This window comes from Ruegeria sp. BB10 (assembly GCF_056535725.1).
Window position 1 is genome coordinate 255,864 of the sequence record NZ_JBQFIW010000002.1, and the last position, 17,964, is coordinate 273,827.

At 55.0% G+C, this 17,964-nt stretch carries 16 protein-coding genes and 1 riboswitch; of the genes, 9 read left to right on the forward strand and 7 right to left on the reverse strand.

Annotation, left to right across the window (positions count from 1 at the left end; translation table 11 throughout):
• Position 1 precedes the first annotated feature (1 nt).
• Both ACR3EP_RS20175 and ACR3EP_RS20180 read right to left on the reverse strand, forming a co-directional pair.
• Positions 2-2,065 carry a TRAP transporter large permease subunit gene (locus tag ACR3EP_RS20175; RefSeq protein ID WP_480639201.1) on the reverse strand — a complete coding sequence of 688 codons (2,064 nt, stop codon included), beginning with the start codon at positions 2,063-2,065 and terminating at the stop codon, positions 2-4.
• A 118-nt stretch (positions 2,066-2,183) separates the two neighbouring features.
• Positions 2,184-3,233 carry a TRAP transporter substrate-binding protein gene (locus ACR3EP_RS20180; RefSeq protein ID WP_480639202.1) on the reverse strand — a complete coding sequence of 350 codons (1,050 nt, stop codon included), beginning with the start codon at positions 3,231-3,233 and terminating at the stop codon, positions 2,184-2,186.
• Between the two features lie 326 nt (positions 3,234-3,559).
• Between ACR3EP_RS20180 and ACR3EP_RS20185 the strand changes: the two genes are divergently transcribed.
• Positions 3,560-4,345 (forward strand): FadR/GntR family transcriptional regulator, encoded by a 786-nt coding sequence (locus ACR3EP_RS20185; RefSeq protein WP_170351185.1) that lies wholly within the window; start codon positions 3,560-3,562, stop codon positions 4,343-4,345.
• A 104-nt stretch (positions 4,346-4,449) separates the two neighbouring features.
• Here ACR3EP_RS20185 and ACR3EP_RS20190 read toward each other — a convergent pair whose 3' ends face one another.
• A complete protein-coding gene (locus tag ACR3EP_RS20190) occupies positions 4,450-4,845 on the reverse strand; it encodes a hypothetical protein (protein WP_480639203.1) in 396 nt (131 codons plus the stop codon).
• Positions 4,846-4,883: 38 nt separating this feature from the next.
• Here ACR3EP_RS20190 and ACR3EP_RS20195 point away from each other — a divergent pair, with 38 nt between their 5' ends.
• Positions 4,884-5,738, forward strand: a complete 855-nt coding sequence (locus tag ACR3EP_RS20195; RefSeq protein ID WP_480639204.1) for a Rossmann-like and DUF2520 domain-containing protein — start codon at positions 4,884-4,886, stop codon at positions 5,736-5,738.
• Positions 5,739-5,884: 146 nt separating this feature from the next.
• On the opposite strand, the gene ACR3EP_RS20200 is transcribed toward ACR3EP_RS20195, so the two are convergent.
• The 4 genes from ACR3EP_RS20200 to ACR3EP_RS20215 all read right to left on the reverse strand — a co-directional run bounded on the left by ACR3EP_RS20200 (position 5,885) and on the right by ACR3EP_RS20215 (position 11,827).
• Complete coding sequence (locus tag ACR3EP_RS20200) at positions 5,885-6,067, reverse strand: AraC family transcriptional regulator (RefSeq protein ID WP_480639205.1); 183 nt, start codon at positions 6,065-6,067, stop codon at positions 5,885-5,887.
• Positions 6,068-6,165: 98 nt separating this feature from the next.
• Positions 6,166-9,849, reverse strand: a complete 3,684-nt coding sequence (locus tag ACR3EP_RS20205; RefSeq protein ID WP_480639206.1) for an AMP-binding protein — start codon at positions 9,847-9,849, stop codon at positions 6,166-6,168.
• A 255-nt stretch (positions 9,850-10,104) separates the two neighbouring features.
• A complete protein-coding gene (locus ACR3EP_RS20210; protein WP_480639207.1) occupies positions 10,105-11,190 on the reverse strand; it encodes a polyamine ABC transporter substrate-binding protein in 1,086 nt (361 codons plus the stop codon).
• A gap of 232 nt (positions 11,191-11,422) precedes the next feature.
• The gene (locus ACR3EP_RS20215) at positions 11,423-11,827 is read right to left on the reverse strand and encodes an RrF2 family transcriptional regulator (RefSeq protein WP_170351190.1); all 405 of its coding nucleotides are present in this window, start codon (positions 11,825-11,827) and stop codon (positions 11,423-11,425) included.
• Positions 11,828-11,931: 104 nt separating this feature from the next.
• Between ACR3EP_RS20215 and ACR3EP_RS20220 the strand changes: the two genes are divergently transcribed.
• The 7 genes from ACR3EP_RS20220 to ACR3EP_RS20250 all read left to right on the forward strand — a co-directional run bounded on the left by ACR3EP_RS20220 (position 11,932) and on the right by ACR3EP_RS20250 (position 17,638).
• Complete coding sequence (locus tag ACR3EP_RS20220) at positions 11,932-13,143, forward strand: GTP-binding protein (RefSeq protein WP_480639208.1); 1,212 nt, start codon at positions 11,932-11,934, stop codon at positions 13,141-13,143.
• 17 nt (positions 13,144-13,160) lie between these two features.
• Positions 13,161-13,775, forward strand: a complete 615-nt coding sequence (locus ACR3EP_RS20225) for a DUF1826 domain-containing protein (RefSeq protein ID WP_480639209.1) — start codon at positions 13,161-13,163, stop codon at positions 13,773-13,775.
• Entirely contained in the window at positions 13,772-14,044 is a 273-nt protein-coding gene (locus ACR3EP_RS20230) for a DUF6525 family protein (protein WP_480639210.1), read from the forward strand. The genes ACR3EP_RS20225 and ACR3EP_RS20230 overlap by 4 nt, the downstream gene beginning before the upstream one ends.
• A gap of 165 nt (positions 14,045-14,209) precedes the next feature.
• Positions 14,210-14,416: riboswitch (cobalamin riboswitch) on the forward strand.
• Between the two features lie 102 nt (positions 14,417-14,518).
• Positions 14,519-14,875 (forward strand): DUF1636 family protein, encoded by a 357-nt coding sequence (locus tag ACR3EP_RS20235; RefSeq protein WP_480639211.1) that lies wholly within the window; start codon positions 14,519-14,521, stop codon positions 14,873-14,875.
• Positions 14,872-15,657 carry an ABC transporter ATP-binding protein gene (locus tag ACR3EP_RS20240; protein ID WP_480639212.1) on the forward strand — a complete coding sequence of 262 codons (786 nt, stop codon included), beginning with the start codon at positions 14,872-14,874 and terminating at the stop codon, positions 15,655-15,657. Before ACR3EP_RS20235 ends, ACR3EP_RS20240 begins: the two co-directional genes overlap by 4 nt.
• 18 nt (positions 15,658-15,675) lie before the next feature.
• A complete protein-coding gene (locus ACR3EP_RS20245; protein WP_480639213.1) occupies positions 15,676-16,623 on the forward strand; it encodes an ABC transporter substrate-binding protein in 948 nt (315 codons plus the stop codon).
• 1 nt (position 16,624) lies between these two features.
• Entirely contained in the window at positions 16,625-17,638 is a 1,014-nt protein-coding gene (locus ACR3EP_RS20250; protein WP_480639214.1) for a FecCD family ABC transporter permease, read from the forward strand.
• Positions 17,639-17,964 lie beyond the last annotated feature (326 nt).

A 17,964-nucleotide genomic window follows, 5' to 3' on the forward strand; every position in this document is an offset into this window, starting at 1 on the left:
CTTAATAGGCGACCGAAGGCAACCAGGTGGCAAGGGTCGGCCATAAGAAGACCAGGGCCAGACCGGTAAGCTGCAGCAGCACAAAGGGAATGATCCCTTTGTAGATATGCATCAGCTTGATCTCGGGCGGGCAGACGCCTTTTAGATAGAACAGCGCGAAACCCACGGGCGGTGTCAGGAAGCTGGTTTGCAGCGTTACCGCGACCAGGATCACGAACCACACCAGCGCGGGTTCGTCCAAAACGCCAAAGCCCGGGATGTCGATGCCAAGGCCGTTCACGATGGGGCGCATCAGGGGCAACACGATCAGCGTGATTTCGATCCAGTCCAACACAAACCCCAGCAGGAAGACGATGAACAGGATAAAGAGGATGGTACCGTTTGCACTGAATCCGGTGGATTGCACCACATGTTCAATCAACTCGTCGCCGCCCAGTTCCCGCAGGACATACGAAAACACGGTTGCACCAAGGAAGATGGCAAAGATGTAGGCGGTGGTATTGAAGGTCGACACCAGCACGTTCCACAACTTGTGGAAGGTAAGCTTGCGATAGCCCAGGGCCAACAGCGTCGCGCCCAGTGCGCCGATGCCAGAGGCTTCGGTCGGAGTGGTCAAACCAGCAAAGATCGAACCCAGAACCGCAAGGATCAACATTAGCGTCGGAATGACGGCGATCATTACGTCTTTGACCGCAGCCCAGTCGGGGGCCTTCGCGCCTTCAGGCACGGGGGCCGCGTCACGTTTCACCAGTGCGAGTATGAAGATGTATGTCAGGTAAAGGCCACCAATGATCACACCCGGGAAGACCGCGGCCATGAACAGGTCACCCACCGACAGCGCCATCTGGTCGGCCATGATCACCAGCATGATTGAGGGCGGGATCAGAATACCCAGCGTACCGGATGCCGAGACCACGCCCGCCGCAAGCGTCGGCTGGTATTTCTGTTGCATCATTGACGGCAGGGACAGCACGCCCAGCAACACCACTGATGCACCGATGATACCGGTCGAGGCCGCCAGAATGATACCGATCAGGGTAACGGTGATGGCCAATCCTCCACGCACTGTACCAAACAGGCGCTGCATCGAGGACATCAGACGTTCCGCAACACCGGATTCGTCCAGCATCAGACCCATGAAAATAAACATCGGCAACGCAACCAGAACCGCATTGGACATCGTCGCATAAACACGGTTCACAACCGCACCAAGGGTCAGATAGTCGAGCCCTGTAAAGGTGCTCTCCAACCCGGTCCACAGCATCAGATCGTTGTCGAACAGATAGGCCAGACCACAATAGGCAACGCCGACACCCGCCAGAACCCAGGCCACCGGGTACCCGGTAAACAACAGCGCAATGAAGGTCAGGAACATGGCGATGACAAGCTTTTCCTCGGTAGTTTCCACGAGGAAGGTCAAGCCGACGCAAACAGCGGCAAACACGGCCAGAACCAGCAGGATACGACGCAAAGATGCACCTTCGCGCTCTGAGGCCGGTCCATACAAAAGCGCGTGCCCATCGTGGATCAGTCGCGCAAGCGCCGCCAGTGCTAGAAGAACAAAGCTGATCGGGATTACTGCCTTGAAAGCCCAGCGGGCAGGCAGGCCGGTTGGGCTGTCCGAGCGTTCATTGACCCGGAAGCTTTCGTAGAAATAGTCGTACCCCTGATCGATCATCAGATAGATGAACGGGGTCAGCAGGGTAAGAATACCGATCACCTCGATGACCCGCTGAGCCCGGCGTGACAGCTGCATGTGCAGAACATCGACGCGCACGTGACTGTCGGTGATCAAAGCATAAGAGATGCCGATCATCGTCACGATGCCGTAGAAATGCCACTGGATCTCGTCCAACTTGGGGTAGTTCTGGCTGAGCAAATAGCGCAGAGCGACCTGGGTGAAAATTGCCCCCATCAGCAGGACATTTGCCCACATGACCACATGGCCGACAGCCTTGACGCTTGCGTCTATCGCGACCGCGATCTTCTGACGGTCAGTTTCGGGATGTTCCAGGATGCCTTCATAGGCTTCGACCGGATCGGTAAGGTTGTTCTGTGTGGTCATGGTCATACCTCGCTCAGCAGCCCGGCGCGCGGGCAGTGAAAGGATAGAAATTCCGAAGATCAGGAAATAAGAACCGGAGCGACGGATACCGCCGCCCCGGTTGCGTCAGCAAGGGAGATTACTGACGAGGGAGGAACGCATTCGTTTTCCAGAGGTCATAGCCGTCGCGGAACTCGTTCATGTCGGCCAGTACCTGTGCGAAGAAGGCGTCGTTAGCAGCTTCTTCAGCAGCAACCTCATCCCAAGTTGCGCGGAAGGTATCCAGCATCTCAGGCGACCACTGTTTGATGGTGACACCGTTGTTTTCAATGTTGTCGATCAGCGCAGCGTGCTGAATGGCTTCGCCTTCGGCAAAGCTGTCCGCCATCGAAGCTTTACAGGCGCTTTCAATGATCGCTTTGTGCTGGTCGCTGGTTTCGTTCCAGACGTCCTTGTTGATCAGCAGTTCGAACACAGTTGCCTGCTGATGCCAGCCAGGGAAGTAATTGTATTTGACCAGCTTGTGGAACCCCAGTCGCGCGTCGATGGCAGGCATCGAAAACTCGGTCGCGTCGATCGCGCCTTTTTCCAGCGCAGGGAAAATCTCACCACCTGGCAGCAGCGAGGTCGCCACGCCCAGTTTCTGCATCACTTTTCCACCCAGACCAAAGAAACGCATCTTCAGGCCGTTCAGGTCTTCGGGTGAATTGATCTCGGATGCGAACCAGCCCGAAGTTTCAGGCGCAATGATCGCGCAGGGCAGAACTTTGACGTTGAAGCCCGCCTGATCATACATCTCTTGGTAAAGAGTCAGGCCGTTGCCGTAATACAGCCAAGCCATGTATTCGCCCGCCTCGGGGCCAAAAGGAACGGCCGAGAACAGCGGCGCGGCAGGGATTTTACCCGCCCAATATCCGGCCGTAGTGTAGCCAGAATTGATCTTGCCGGTCGACACAGCGTCCAGAATTTCAAACGGCGGAACCAGTTTGCCTGGCTCGTAGACTTTCATCTTCAACGTACCGCCCGACATCAACTCAAGCTGTTCGGCAACGCGCGGGATCGGTGAACCCAGGCCCGGCAGCTCGGTCGAAAAGGCAATCGGGGTTTTCAGCAACAGTTTGTCTGCGGCAACTGCAGGTGCGGCCAGCAGGCTGGCAGCTACGGCGAGGCTCGTCAGGGTCTTCTTCATGAATTCTCCTCCAGGGTAGGTCGGAACATTGTCCTGATCAGCGGCGCAGGTCCCTCCCACACCATTCCGGTGGTAAACTAACTTTACCAATAAAAACCAGTCAACAACTTTATTTACCACTGGAATTAAGTCGACGAAACAACGCAGTCACCTCAGCTACATACGTCACTCGCAAAGAAGAAAAGAAAATCGATCAAATTACGTTCAAAAACAGTCACCTGTTATACGGTGATCTTCCGGGTCTCACTGCTTGAATCTAAACAGATTATGGTTATATTTATTTACCAGTGATCTTTACTTAAGACATCGAACAGAGGCACAGCACCATGAGCCCCACAGCGATATTTGAACCGGTTGGACACGAATCACTGGCCGAGGCTGTTGTGTCTCAGATCGAAGATTTGATCGCCTCGGGCATTCTGAAACAGGGTCGCAAACTGCCTTCGGAACGAGACCTCGCGGAGATGCTGCGTGTTTCGCGCCCGAAACTGCGCGAGGCTCTGTCCGTTCTGGAAGAGCGCGGCTTGGTCACGACGCAACATGGTGAAGGAACCTTTGTCGCGGCTCTGACAGGTCAGGCCATGATGCCGGCACTACTCGCACTTTATGAGAGACATGAGCCCGCCTTTTTCGATTATCTGGAATATCGGCGCGAACAGGAAGGCTTTGCCGCCCGCCTTGCAGCGCGCCGCGCGACAAAAGCAGATCAAGAGAGGATTGCCGAGATTTTGGTCGAAAATGAACGCGCCTGGCGTGAAAACGACACCAAAGCCTCTCAAGAGGCAGATTTTGCGCTGCACTCTGCAATCGTCGACGCCAGCCAGAACGCAACACTGATCCATATCATGGCTTCAATCTACGAACTTACGCGCAAGGGCGTATTCTACAATCGCGACTTTCTTAAGACGATCGATGGCACCGGCAAGAAGCTGCTGGATCAACATATGGAGCTTGGCCGGGCCGTAATCGACGGCGACGAGGAACGTGCAGAAAAGGCCGCAACCGACCACATCGATTTCGTCGAGGAGTCCTTTAGGTTGGGGATCGAACGCAGCCGCAGGGAAGCAATGGCTGAAAAACGCCGTCTGCTGTCGGATCAAAAACCTTCGTAGCGCTTTCAGATCATGAGGATGGGCCACACATCTTTGCCTAAGGAAAATGCGATCTGTTGCCCAAGGCAGCGCAGCCGAATATTCCGCTGCTGGTTGTTTGTGGGTCACAACAATCGATCCCGTGGATTGCCGAACATCTGGCTCAGGCCGGAGCAAAACTGCGCGATAACAAAGTCTAGTGGATCAGCGAATTTGTCGACCGTTGTATAAAGATAGCCCTGCGCGCTTTTCAACTTGGGGCTAGTCGCATCTAGCCACCGGCGACATTCGCACTGTTCAAATAGAAGCCAAGTATTCTCATAGCTGTTCTCATATTTCGCAAATGATGGATGTCGAGCAGGGTTTTGCAAATTTTTACAATCGCAAAAATCATCTGTGACATGTCTGATCCTTCCTGACGGATGATCGATTGCGGCAACCACCATCTGAAGCTGCAAGCCCTGAATGTAAAACTGCGCGGTCCCAAAATCTTTGAGGCGGACCGGGAAGCCACGTGGCATATTGCACCTATCGAATTTTCGCATTGGACCGAGTGGATATGGACCAGATCAAAGCAAACCTGATCGGCGCGGGCCGGGTCGGCCAGACCTTCCTGAGCCTGTTGAACTCATTACCATATTGCCAAATTCAAGACGTCCTGAGCGCGCGTTTCGCTTCCGCTCAGGAAGCCGTTGAGAGGGCAAACGCCGGTCATGCCGTGCAAAGCATTTCCGATTTACGCCCCGCCGATCTTTGGGTCATCGCTGTCCCTGATACTCAGATAGCAGCGGTTGCCTCTGATCTGGCAACAAAGCTTTCCGCGACAGATGGCACACCAAAACCACCCATCGCCTTTCACTGCAGCGGGTATTTTGCGGCCGATGAAATGGCTCGGCTGCGCGGATTGAACTGGCGTCTGGCAAGTGTCCATCCGGTTCTGTCCTTTGCAGATCCCGACAAGGCAAAGGATCAGTTCAAGGGTGCGCTATGTGGGCTGGAAGGAGACGCCGACGCCCTTGAATTCCTTCGGCCCTTGTTGGGCAATCTTGGCGCTGAATGTTTTTCGATCCGTTCCGACGCCAAAAGTCTTTATCACGCCGGGGCTGTGATTTCGAACAATTTTGCCGTGGTATTACAAGCAATTGCGCAAGAAGCATGGACGGTGGCCGGCGTTTCGGAAGATGTTATCGCGCCATTGAATGCCAAACTGATGGAAAGCACTGCTCAGAACGTCATTGCCCTGGGCCCCCGACGCGCGTTGACCGGTCCAGCAGCCAGAGGAGACGATGAAGTTGTCACCTCGCAGGGCAAAGATGTTGCGGACTGGCACCCTGATGCTGGGGAGGTTTACCGAATTTTGAGCGACATGGCCCGGTCACTCAAAACGAGTGGCGTAACCAAATCTGATCGTTGAGTTTCGATAGTCAGTTTTCGAGAGATCGCATTGCCCCAGCAAGAACCAAAAGAAGATGGTGGAGCAGCGCGTGATCTAAAGGCCTGTTTCAATTTCAGTGGTTCCTCGTCGGCCTGGTCAAAATTCAGTGGTGTTTTCTAACTCAGCTATGTCGGAGTGTTCTGATCGGGGAACCGTTCTCTCGGGGCAGCTTTGCTGTTGACGTTCAGTACCTCTGTCGGGCCGACACTGAAAACTTTGCGGAATGTAGCGGAAAAGGCGCTGGTACTGCCGTACCCAAAATCCTGTGCCACAACACCGACGGGCGTGTTTTTGGCAAACGCTTCCAAAACACTCCTCTGGGCCGGAACCTTCCAACATTCCTAGCAGGCTATTGACCCTCAAACTGTTTCAGGCGCTGCGTCAATAAAGTCCGACCCTAGGAACATCAGTTTTCAGACCGCGAGTTAACACAGGCTTTCGGTCCAAGAGCTTCTGCAAGCTCGCGCCAGGTTGCTGATTCCTGACGATCAAAGACGTTTGCGGGTGGGATATTTCCAAACTTCTCTTCAATGCTCAGCATGAGTATCAGGCTAAGAATGGAATCGAGAAACGGGTGTGTGTTGTCAGGATCAAAACCTGCGCGCGGGACCAACCCCTCGTGATCTGCGAAGTTTCGCAACACCTCAAGCATAGGGGACAGAGGTGACTCAGACACAGTAGCAGCCTTCGGTTGCCGCGTTGGCAAACCAGATGTGTCTGCCCCCCCATTTTCCAATATTGATCGAAGCCTTTTACGATCCAATTTCCCACTGGGAAGACGCGGCAGTTCCTCTGTGTGTACAAATCTCAATGGCGCGGCGGCGGGAAAGAAATTTTCGGTAATGGCCTGCCGCAATTCCTTTTTCAGAATGTCGACATCCTTGCGTTTGGTTTCAATGGCAATGGCAACCGCATCTGCCTCGCGAATTTGCGCGACGGTGACAAAGGCCCGCTCGATCCCTGCTACGTTTTCTGCGATTTCGGTAACGGCATTCAGCGACAGTCTACGCCCCCGGATGTTAACCACATCGTCCACTCTTCCCAATACATCTAAACTCCCGTCAGGCAGAATGGTCACCCAATCATCAAGAAGAATGGGATCCTTGAGTGGATCAAAAACCGGCTCACCTGCCTGCAAATTCTTGAAATTGCCCAGGGTCCGGTCGTAGCCAACGGCCTTGACCCGGCCAATTTCGCCGGGTTGCAAGTCGTGACCGTCTGCATTGACTGCTTTTGCGCCAGCCAAGAACATTCCACCCGGAGATCCCTGATACTTGGCAAAACCTTCGGCGGGAAGCTTTCCATGTGAAACTTCAATAAACTCCGAAGCGCCGTAGGTCGCGTTTAGTTCAGCTTTGGGAAAACGCTTCACTAAATCCCCGATGAGACGCGCGCGACTCGGTTCCCCCCAGGGGTAAAAGACGAACAATCCGGGCAAAAACTCGGGTGAGAAATCGGGGTTTTGCAACATACCGTGCAATACGCTGCACGGTGCGGACAAAGCCGTGGTGGACGTTGCGACCATAAGATCACAAAGCTGCTTTAGATCGGAGAACCCGGTGATTGGAGGCAGAACAATCGTGTGCCCCCCCACAAAAGCAGGCAGTGTTTCCAGCGCGGTTGCCGTGTCCCAACGCACAACTGTTAGCAAAGTTTGCGGCTGATCATAATCGAACACCCGCATCCGCGAGGCCATGCCCGCTGCCAGGACAACGCCTTTGGGCTCGCCCGAGCTGCCAGACGTGTAAACAACATAGGCGGGACACCGATGATCAAGGGGTGGCAAAGCTGGGGCTTCGGAAAAACTGTCTAAAAGAAAGTCCAGAGCAGTTGCGTCGCATTCGTCGCCGATAATCACAGCGTTCACATTCTCAAGCTCTGGGTTTGAAGCTATCAAACGACTCCAAAGTGAAAACGTGACAAGAACCAAATCAGGGTCAAACGCTTTCAGGCGACCCACAAGCTGTTCGTCTGAGTCCTCTGGTAGACCCACGCAAAGCAGACTTCCGATTGCCGTCGAGGCCAGTTGCGTCACAATTGCCGCAGGGCTGGCCGGTAGCAGGCACAAAACCCGGTGTTGGCACCCAAATTTACGCACGGGGTCTGAGTGATTGGGGGCAGTATCCTGAAAATGCAACAACATGCTGGACATGCGCAAACACAGGCTTGCCAAAACCCCATAGGTGATAAACCCAGACACTGTTCGAATAGCGACATGGTCCGGGTCATGATTGGATAGCCAACACAACTTACTACGGCGCACCGTGTCGCTGCGCGCCCAGGTTTCCAGATCAACCAGTTCGCGCCTTGGCATTGCTCCTCCGTAAGCGGCGATCAAATGCCGCTGAACCGGCATTTTCTGTGTCAAAACAAAGCTTCGGCAAGTGCGGGCCAGTTGCTGGGTAAGCCACAACCGCTGAACCAGATTTGAACCCGAACGAGGCGGCAGTTTGAGCGGGACGAGGTCAATGACCGGCACGCCATCCTCGTCAATCCATGTCGCAGCAAAGCAGACATCCGCACCGCTGGAAATCGCAAGTTGCGCCGGAAATCCGGGCAGTTTGCCGGGGCGTAAAAGCCACGGTACCAACAACCGTTTGCCGGGGGCTCTTTCTCCGTCGAAGTAAATTTGAAGCACTGCGCCCGCCCGCAAATGGTCCAAGTATCGGTTTGAGTAGGAATTGCGTTTCGTCACCCGCCGACCCGATAAAGTGATGTCGTAGCCTTCGCGACGCGCGGCGGTCAGAAAGTCCGAGGGTTCAGCAGGGTCGCCAACTTCGGGTGCAACCTCGACAAGTGTTTGTACCGGCTTCCCCATTCCCGCCAATGCGACTTGCAAACGTCTTGAAGCGAAAGTCAGGTTCTGAGAGTGAGGCGAGTACACTACGATACCGTTCGCGTTTTCAGAATTGTTTTCCAGCCAGGATTTCGCCCGATCGGTAAGCGCAGAATCGACACCGTATGCCACCCCTCTCGACGAGGTTGCATAGTCCTGATCTGCTGGAAATGCGGCGGGCATTGATTCTGGACCAACCACGCGCACACCTTGGGTTTTCGCCACCTCAATCAGTGGGTCCTTTCCAAACGACGCCCAACCCCTTGCAAGGCGTAACAGATTGTCGAACAACCGCTTCTTTGCCGCGTTCTTTCTTGGCGGAGATATTCGACCCGACATCGCACGAGTAAGCGATGCTTCGACATAGTAGGTTCTACCGTCTGAGATTGCCTCATCTAGCGCGTTAACCAGATGCTTTTCATCGACCCAATGCCAGTGTGAAAAAATCACGAAACGCGCCATTGGTGGAAGGCGCGATGCAGAAATAATCAGCGTGGATTTGTAGCTGGCATCCAAACCATGGTTCAGAAAAACAACTAATGACAGGGCGCGCTGGGGATCATTAGAAATGTCGCAAAGCAACGCATCGATATCTGAAGTGTTCCCTTCTTCGTTGGCCAGAAGGGCATTCACAATTTCCTGGTTGGCGGTTCGCCACTCTGTTTCAAAAGGTTGTTCAGAGCCGGGTTCTCCAACCGAAGCTTCGCCAGGACGGCCCGCCAGCCTGTGACCGCATTCCGAAATTGGATTCCCAGTCTCGTGCCTGATTAAGCGTGTCCGAAGCGGTTCATATTTCTCACGCAGTTCGGTCTTATTTTGCGTCAACAATTTGCGCGCGCTATCGAAGGCACGCAAGCCAATAAGGCTTTGAACTCTTTGCACAATACGATCGGAGTTATCATCCGGCGTGCCGACAATCGCCTTGTTCACGACATTTGGGTATTGGTCGTTCAACGAGCCCGCTGCATCGTCAATCGCCTGTGACAATTTCCAACGGGGGACTTTTGCAAGACCCACATCCCGCATTGATTTCAGAACAAGTCGGCCCAACCTTCTGCGCGGTGTTGCGCCAAACAAAAAAAGCAACCAACCGACTGCGCAAATCTGGTTTTGTCGTACCTGGTAACCAAAATCTGGGCTGGAGAGGTTTGAATTTGGGTATTCAGGCGAAGTCTCTGCTTGTCGATCCAAACACACGGCGATTGCGCACAGGATTTTTTCTAACGTACTCGCGCTGCCATCATTCGGTGTCATCTTACTTTTCCTGCCCCAAATTAGCTGTTTGGTCGCGATCCCTTTTCAAACCCTTGGTTTCCGCTTTGAAGCTAAGTCTTATTGCGTCGTCAGCCGGGGTCAAATGTGAAAAAAGCACAGACTGCGACCTACGACACCGGCTGGGGCCTTCTGCAAAGTGCATTGGGGCAAGGCAAGCTTTTCCCAGCCCCAACATTTTACACGTATCAGTCGTTTTGTGCTTCTTAGACGAATAGGTTAGCGTCAAAAGGCGACCTACACGCCAGATTTAACCCGCGTCCACATGCGCGTCACGAAACGCTGCATCTCAGCGTCCCAAGGCATCTTCATATAGAGGTTCTTCATCCCTTCTTCAGACGGATAGAGGCCCGGATCATTCAAAATCGCTTCGTTCAGAAACTCTTGCGACGCAAGGTTTCCGTTTGCATACCAAACATAGTTTGAAATTGCGGCCGCGTTTTCTGGCTCCATCAGGAAGTTGATGAACTTATGGGCCAGTTCCGGATGAGGGGCATCCGCAGGGATCGCGATCTGGTCGAACCACATGCCCGAACCTTCTCGGAAAGCGCTATACTCAATTACAATCCCGTTTCCGGATTCGGCGGCCCGGCTTCGGGCTTGCAGGCCATCACCTGACCAGGCCATTGAAACGCACACTTCACCGGTCGCAAGGTCCGAGATATAGCCTGTCGAATTGAATTTCCTGACGTAAGGACGAACCGCGTTAAGAACCGGTTCAGCTTTGGCGATAACATCGAGATCGCGCGTATTCGGATCCTCTCCGATATAGGTCAGGGCAGCGGGGATAAGCTCGGACGGAGCATCCAGAAAATTCACGCCACAATCGGACAGCTTGGACACGTACTCCGGGTTAAACAGCAGCTCCATCGAATCCAGTGGGATATCGTCACCAAGCGCCTCGCGAACTTTTTCGACATTCACAGCAATGCCCGTTGAACCCCACATATAGTTAACTGAGTAGCTATTCTCCGGATCGAAGGTCGCGGTTCGTTGCTCGATAGCATCCCACAGGTTAACCGAGTTGGGCAACTGGGCTTTGTCGAGCCGTTGGAAGACACCGGCTTCTATCTGACGTTGCAAAAACGTGCCCGAGGGAAACACAACGTCATAACCAGACTTGCCTGCAAGCATTTTGGTTTCAAGCAAGTCATTGGAATCGAAGTTATCGTAGACGACTTCGACCCCCGTTTCGGTGGTGAATTTCTGCAGCAGAGACTCGTCGATATAGTCAGCCCAATTGTAAACATAGACCTTTTCCTCGGCGTACAGCGCGGTTGTGAAAAGCAAGGTCATCGACGCAGCCGTCAATATTGATTTCATTGTGTACTCCTAGGGCTTTGCAACATGTTCCCGGTGGGTTGTGAGAAACGCGGTCCACCCGTCTTATGGTCATGAGGCAGATCCAACAAGCCCGAAGTTTAAGCTGAGCCTTACCAAAGGACGTACCCCCACCCTAGTTGGTGCAACCCTTAAACAGCAGGAATGTTGCACCCATAGCGTCAAACGATGTGGTGAGAATGAAGAGAAACTTGCCGCGATACTTGATCAGGTATTACTTGCCTCTGACTTCGGAGATGGTTGTCTCGCCGAGACGGTCGACTAGGCTTTGCTCGATCTCCTTCATGATACTCGAAACGCGACGGTGCAACGCATGTTCCACTGAACATTTGGGGGCATGGTCTTCTCTGCCAGAGGCGATCAGACTTTCGTCCAACGCAAGATACACATCCGCCAGGGTTATGCTGTCTGGTTCGCGTGCTAGACTCCACCCTCCTGCGTGGCCTTTTTCCGAAGTTAACAGACCCGCGTCACGAAGCCGTCCCAAGACGCGGCGTACCACCACCGGGTTCGTCCCTGAATGCTCGGCGATATCCGCAGATGTACGCTTACGATTCGGATCTCCGGCCATGTGGCCGAGCGTGTGCAGGGCGAGGGATAGGCGGCTATTGCGCTTCATTTGTCGTTCTTCTCCAAACAGATATCACACGTAACAATAACTGTTGCATTCGTCTAGTAACTGCGTAAGTTACGTGACTCTCAAGGCACCATTCGGAGCAACCCATGTCAGATACCCGACTTCCTGTCACCGTCCTTTCCGGCTTCTTAGGGGCGGGCAAGACCACCCTTTTGAACCGAATCCTGAACAACCGCGAAGGGCGTCGGGTCGCGGTTATCGTCAACGATATGTCCGAGGTGAATATCGACGCCGATCTGGTACGGGCCGATACCGAACTCAGCCGGACGGATGAAACTCTGGTAGAAATGTCGAATGGCTGCATCTGTTGTACCCTTCGGGACGATCTTTTGGAGGAAGTCCGGCGCCTCGCTGCGGAAGGACGTTTTGACTACCTGCTTATTGAATCCACAGGCATTTCCGAACCATTGCCTGTGGCAGCAACTTTCGATTTCCGAGATGAAGCGGGCGACAGCTTGTCGGACGTGGCGCGGCTCGACACCATGGTAACGGTTGTCGATGCGGTGAACTTGCTGAACGATTTCTCGTCCCACGATTTCCTACGAGACCGAGGCGAAACGATGGGAGAGGAAGACGAGCGAACTCTGGTCCACTTGCTTACGGATCAAATAGAATTCTCTGATGTAGTGATCCTGAACAAGGTTGATGATGCGGGGTCAGAAAAAGTTGATGCGGCCCGCAAGATCATCCGCAGTCTGAATGCAGATGCCGAGATCATCGAGACCAACCATTCGGAAGTTGCCGCAGAAAAGATCCTGGACACCGGCCTGTTTAACTTCGAGCAAGCCCATGAACACCCGATGTGGGCAAAGGAACTGTACGGCTTTGCCGGCCATGTGCCTGAGACTGAGGAATACGGGGTTGCGTCATACGTTTACCGGGCGCGACTTCCGTTCGTTCCCGAACGCATTTTGGACGTTCTCAACGGTGATCTGCCAGGGGTGATCCGGGCCAAAGGCCACTTTTGGATTTCGACACGCCCGGACTGGGTGGCTGAATTTTCACTCGCCGGTGCATTGTCCAGCGTCAAACCACTCGGCACCTGGTGGGCATCAGTTCCCGAAGAGCGACGCCCCGCACATGACAGCGCCCGCGCCTATATGCAGGCCCACTGGCAAGAGCCGTGGGGCGACCGCCGTCAAGAGATCGTTTTCATCGGTGCCGGGATCGACTGGCAAAGTTTGAAGGCACGATTGGACAATTGCCTTATTCCAGCAGTTACGGCGTCAGGGCCCGACAATTTGCCGAACCTGCCGGACCCCTTCCCGATTTGGCGCCGGGCAGAGGATGCCGCATGAACTTCGTTAGAAAGCCCGTGAAAGACAAGGTCACCGGTGTGAACTTCGCAGATGATCCGGCGGCAATCCGCACTTTTGCACAGCCAAACTGTGCCGCTTTGATTTGGCGCCGGCGAACCCCGCCGGATATGCAAAGCTGGCTTGACCAACTTGATCCCAAGGCTTTGCCAAGTGGGCGAGTCATTCTTCCACCAAGCGCCGTTAAGACGACCGTGGGGCAACTCTGCGATATCTCCGGTATGCCTAACGGGACTGAAAGAGCGTGGCTTCAGGATGATATCACTTCTCTGGCCGACATGTTCTGCGAGCTGATGAACGCCAACTTCCTGCGGCTGCGGCTGGATGTTGTCACCACCAATGCTTGCCGTAAATTTCATACCGATGCTGTCACCGCCCGGTTGGTCTGCACCTATCGTGGCACTGGAACACAATACGGCACCTCGACTGATGGAAACGATCCCGCGCTTGTGTTTACCGTTCAGACCGGCGCTCCGATCCTGCTACGGGGAACACTCTGGCCCGAGCGACCATCGTCAGGGGTGGTGCATCGCTCGCCTCCAATCGAAGGTACCAGTGAATCCCGTCTCGTCTTGGTTTTGGACCCAGTGGAAAATCCGGAAACCGAAGCATGAGACGTAACCTCGGGCAATGCAGCTTGCGCCGCAAGCATCGATCAACCGATCCGATGGATGTGTTTGACGGCCTTCCAGCCCCGTTGCGACAGTGGTTGTCAGAAGCGGCGTTGCCATGGTCCCCGGTATCCGCACGCCGCATCTGGTCAAAATCGCGGGCCAAGGGGCTTTCATCAGAAGAAACGCTCGCGTCACTCAGCCAGGCCGAAGCCCGAACGCTCGCGCGTGACCGGCAATCGACTGTTTTCAAATTAAATTCTCAAACATGAGGAAAAAATTGCCACCTCTAACACAGTATGCTGTCGCGACCCATGCGACACTGGGTGCCGCACTTGCAGCGAAAACGCATGCGGCAGATTTCGAAACCCAGAGCGTTTGAGTTCCGATCGAAAAGTTGTTGTTTCAAATCGTGATTGACATGGCCCCCAGTCTAAGACAAGCAAGGGCCAGATGGTTCCCGATGGTACGCCCAAGGGATGAAAAGGGAATACGGTGCGGTTCGCCACTTTGGCGCCAAATCCGTGACTGCCCCCGCAACTGTAAGCGGTGAGCGACGCCAAAATCCACTGGCCATTGGGCCGGGAAGGATGGCCAAGCATCGACCCGCAAGTCAGGAGACCTGCCATCACATGTTCAACCAACCCGGGGCGGGGCGTCCTGGAAGGAGGCTTTGATGGCACGTCTGAAACGTGTGTACATGATCGGCACCTTCTGTCCGCGCTTGGCTTCAAGCGGAGCGGACAATGCCGGAAACACCTGACCATTTCCTTCTGATCTGCTCGACTTGTACCGGCGCATTGCCTGTTGATGTCATGCGCAATGCGTTGACCGGCAGGTTGCCGACCGGGTTCGCAGTGCGCACCGTTACCTGCATGGCGGGCTGCGCGCGACCAACGACCGTCGGATTTCAGGCCGCTGGCAAAGCTCAGTACCTGTTCGGCGATATTGAAACTGCAGAAGATGTCAACGCGCTGGCGGAATTCGCACATCAGTACCGCAACGTCGCAGACGGTTGGACCAACGCGACGGACCGGCCGCAACCACTATTTGCAAAAACCCTTTCTCGTTTGCCTCGAATTCAATTGGAGGAGCCATCATGACGACCTCATCTTTTCTGGTTGCGCGTGATCTCGAATATTATGCGCTCAATGGTGACGTTCTTCTGCAAGGCGTCTCGTTTGAATTGGCCGAGGGCGCGATACTGGCAATTGCCGGTCCGAATGGGGCGGGGAAAACCACGCTTTTAAACCTTCTGTGCGGGGCAGCTGAGCTTGTGCTGGGCCAGGTATTGGTCAAGAAACGCAGCCTGAAACATATGCCCGCCATGGAGCGCGCCCGCATGATCGCGGTTGTGGGTCAGCAAGAGCAGCCGGATGGCAGGCTGTTGTTGCGGGACTATGTTGCCATGGGCCAGATTCCGATCTGGGCCGACCGTTCGGCGAATGAACATGCCAGAGAACTGAACAGAATTCTTGAGCTGACCGACCTTGGCGCGCTGGCAGACAAGCGCATGGCGGTACTGTCCGGGGGCGAACGTCAACGCGCGCATATCGCCCGGGCACTGGCACAGAACCCATCGTTGTTGTTCCTGGATGAGCCAACCAACCATCTCGATCCGGATGCCAAGGGTCGGATGCTGTCTCTGGTCGCCGAACTCGGCATCACGGTTGTGATGATTGTCCATGATCTTGTCATGATCCCGGAATTTGCCACCCACGTGGCGCTGATGAAATCAACGCGGCTGACGGGATTTGGCCCCGTGGCCGAAGTGCTGACCCCCGAGCGGGTCCGCGATACTTTTGGCGTTGAATACCTGTGCTTTCACCACGAAGGCCGCGTGATTCCAGCGCTGGATATCCGAAAATCCACAATCTCAACCTAAACCGAGGAACCTTCCCCAATGAAACACATCTGGTCCGTGGCGCTGGTCACAGCCATGGCAGGCGGCGCGTCCGCCCACGAGGTCACCGTCGACAACTGCGGAGCGCCGCTGGTGTTCGAAACCCAGCCCGAGCGTCTGGTTGTGCATGACATGAACATGACCGATATGGCCTTCGCGTTGGGCCTGCAGGACAAGATCGTCGGTCTGACCGGCATCACCGGCTGGTACAAAACCAGCCCGGAATTCGACACCCTGCGCGGTGATATCCCCGAACTGGCACCGAAATACCCAACTGTCGAAAACCTTGTTGCCGTGGAACCCGACCTGTTCTTTGCTGGCTGGTATTACGGCATGAAGCCGGGCGGAGATGTGACTCCGGATACGCTGGAGCCCTTTGGTATCAAGACCATGATCCTGACCGAAAGCTGTGTGCATCTGGACAAGGATCGCCCCGAAGCCAGCATGGACCTGCTGTTCAATGACGTCCTGCGCCTGGGTCAGGTCATGCACGTTGAAGACAAGGCCGAGGCGCTGGTCACGGGCTGGAAAGACGAACTCTCAGTGATCGAAGCGCAGACTGCCGACCTGGCGAAACCCCGCGTTTTCTTGCTGGACGGCCCGGCGGACGCGCCATTCACCGCAGGTAAGTTCGCCATCCCCGATGCTATGATTGCTGCCGCGGGTGGTGAAAACGTGACCCACGACATGGAAACAAGCTGGGGTCGAACCTCGTGGGAGGCGGTCGCCGCCGCAAACCCGGAATTCCTTGTGCTGCTTGATTATCAGACAGGCAATGGCGCTGCGGACACGTTCAAATTTTTGCAGGAACATCCAGTGATGTCGCAGACTGAAGCCGTGAAAAACGAGCGCTGGATCGGTTTGCGGTACGAGGAATTGACCCCCGGACCGGCAAATATCGAAGCGATTTCGAAAATGGCTCAGGCCATGCATCCAGGCCTCAACTGATATGGGCCGACTGGGCCTGACACTTGTGCTGGGGGCGGCCGTATTGGCCGCCCTCTTACTGATGTCCACCATCTATGGCACCACATCCATCCCTGTCACGGACACGGTCACGGCTATACTGCTGGGAACGGGGCTGAGTGAAGGAGTGATGTCGCCGCTGCACCGGATCGTCTTTGACCTGCGCCTGCCGCGCGCCTTGTTCGCGGCCGTTATCGGGGCTGGTCTGGGCATTGTCGGTGTGGTTTTGCAAACCACAACGCGCAACGATTTGGCCGACCCGTTTTTGTTTGGCCTGTCCTCGGGCGCGGCGGCAGGTGCCGTGTTCGTCATCACAGTGACCGGGGATATTCTGGGCTTTTGGACCTTACCTCTGGCCGCGTTCTGCGGAGGACTTGTAGCGTCGGGTATCGTGCTGGCGCTGGTTCACGGGTTGCGCACCAGCGCACCCGAGAAACTGATATTGGCCGGTTTGGCCGTGTCCTTCTTGTTCTCTGCCATCACCAACTATTTGATCTTCGCAGGCGACAGCCGCGCCGCGCATTCGGTGATCTTCTGGATGCTGGGCGGTCTGGGCCTAGCCCGGTGGGAGACGTTCCCGCTGGTCTGCGCCGGATTGCTGCTTATTCTGGCCTACGCGCTCTATCGCGCCCGCTGGCTAGACGCATTGCTGACCGGAGACCTGACAGCTGCAACGCTGGGCGTGCCGGTGCAGGGGCTGCGGTTCAGCATGTTCTTTGTCGCGGCCCTTGCAACAGCTGTGTTCGTCTCGGTGGCAGGCGTAATCGGTTTCGTCGGCCTGATGGTCCCTCATATCGCCCGTGGGATCGCAGGGCCGTTGCACCGGCATCTATTACCCACCGCAGCGATTGTCGGGGCAGCCTTGCTGACAGGTTCAGATATTCTCAGCCGCCTTTTGCTGGCTCCGCAAGAACTGCCCGTTGGGATCGTTACCACCTCGATTGGTTCCGTTTTCGTGTTCCTGCTTCTGTTCAGAACATCGAGAAGCCAGAGGTAGCTTTTTAAGGCCGCCGACCAACCGACCCGGGCAAGATTAAAGCTTTTACCCGGCCTGCTGAGGGATGCGCATTTTTCCACCAACAATCCAATTTGTTTCAATGACCTCACAGATACGGAAAATTCTGTCTCGCGCTTGTCAGCGGGTGTGATCCAAATCGCGCGCAGGCTTACTAGTTCACTCGGATCGGCGCCTTTAAGTGTTGTGAACGCCGCGTGAGGTTACCTAGCGGCAAAGCAGGTCAGTGAAACAACTACGGGAGCCCGCTTCGACATGAATATGGCAGAGTTTTCAGGAGCAGCCTTTCAATTTCGCAATACCGTACT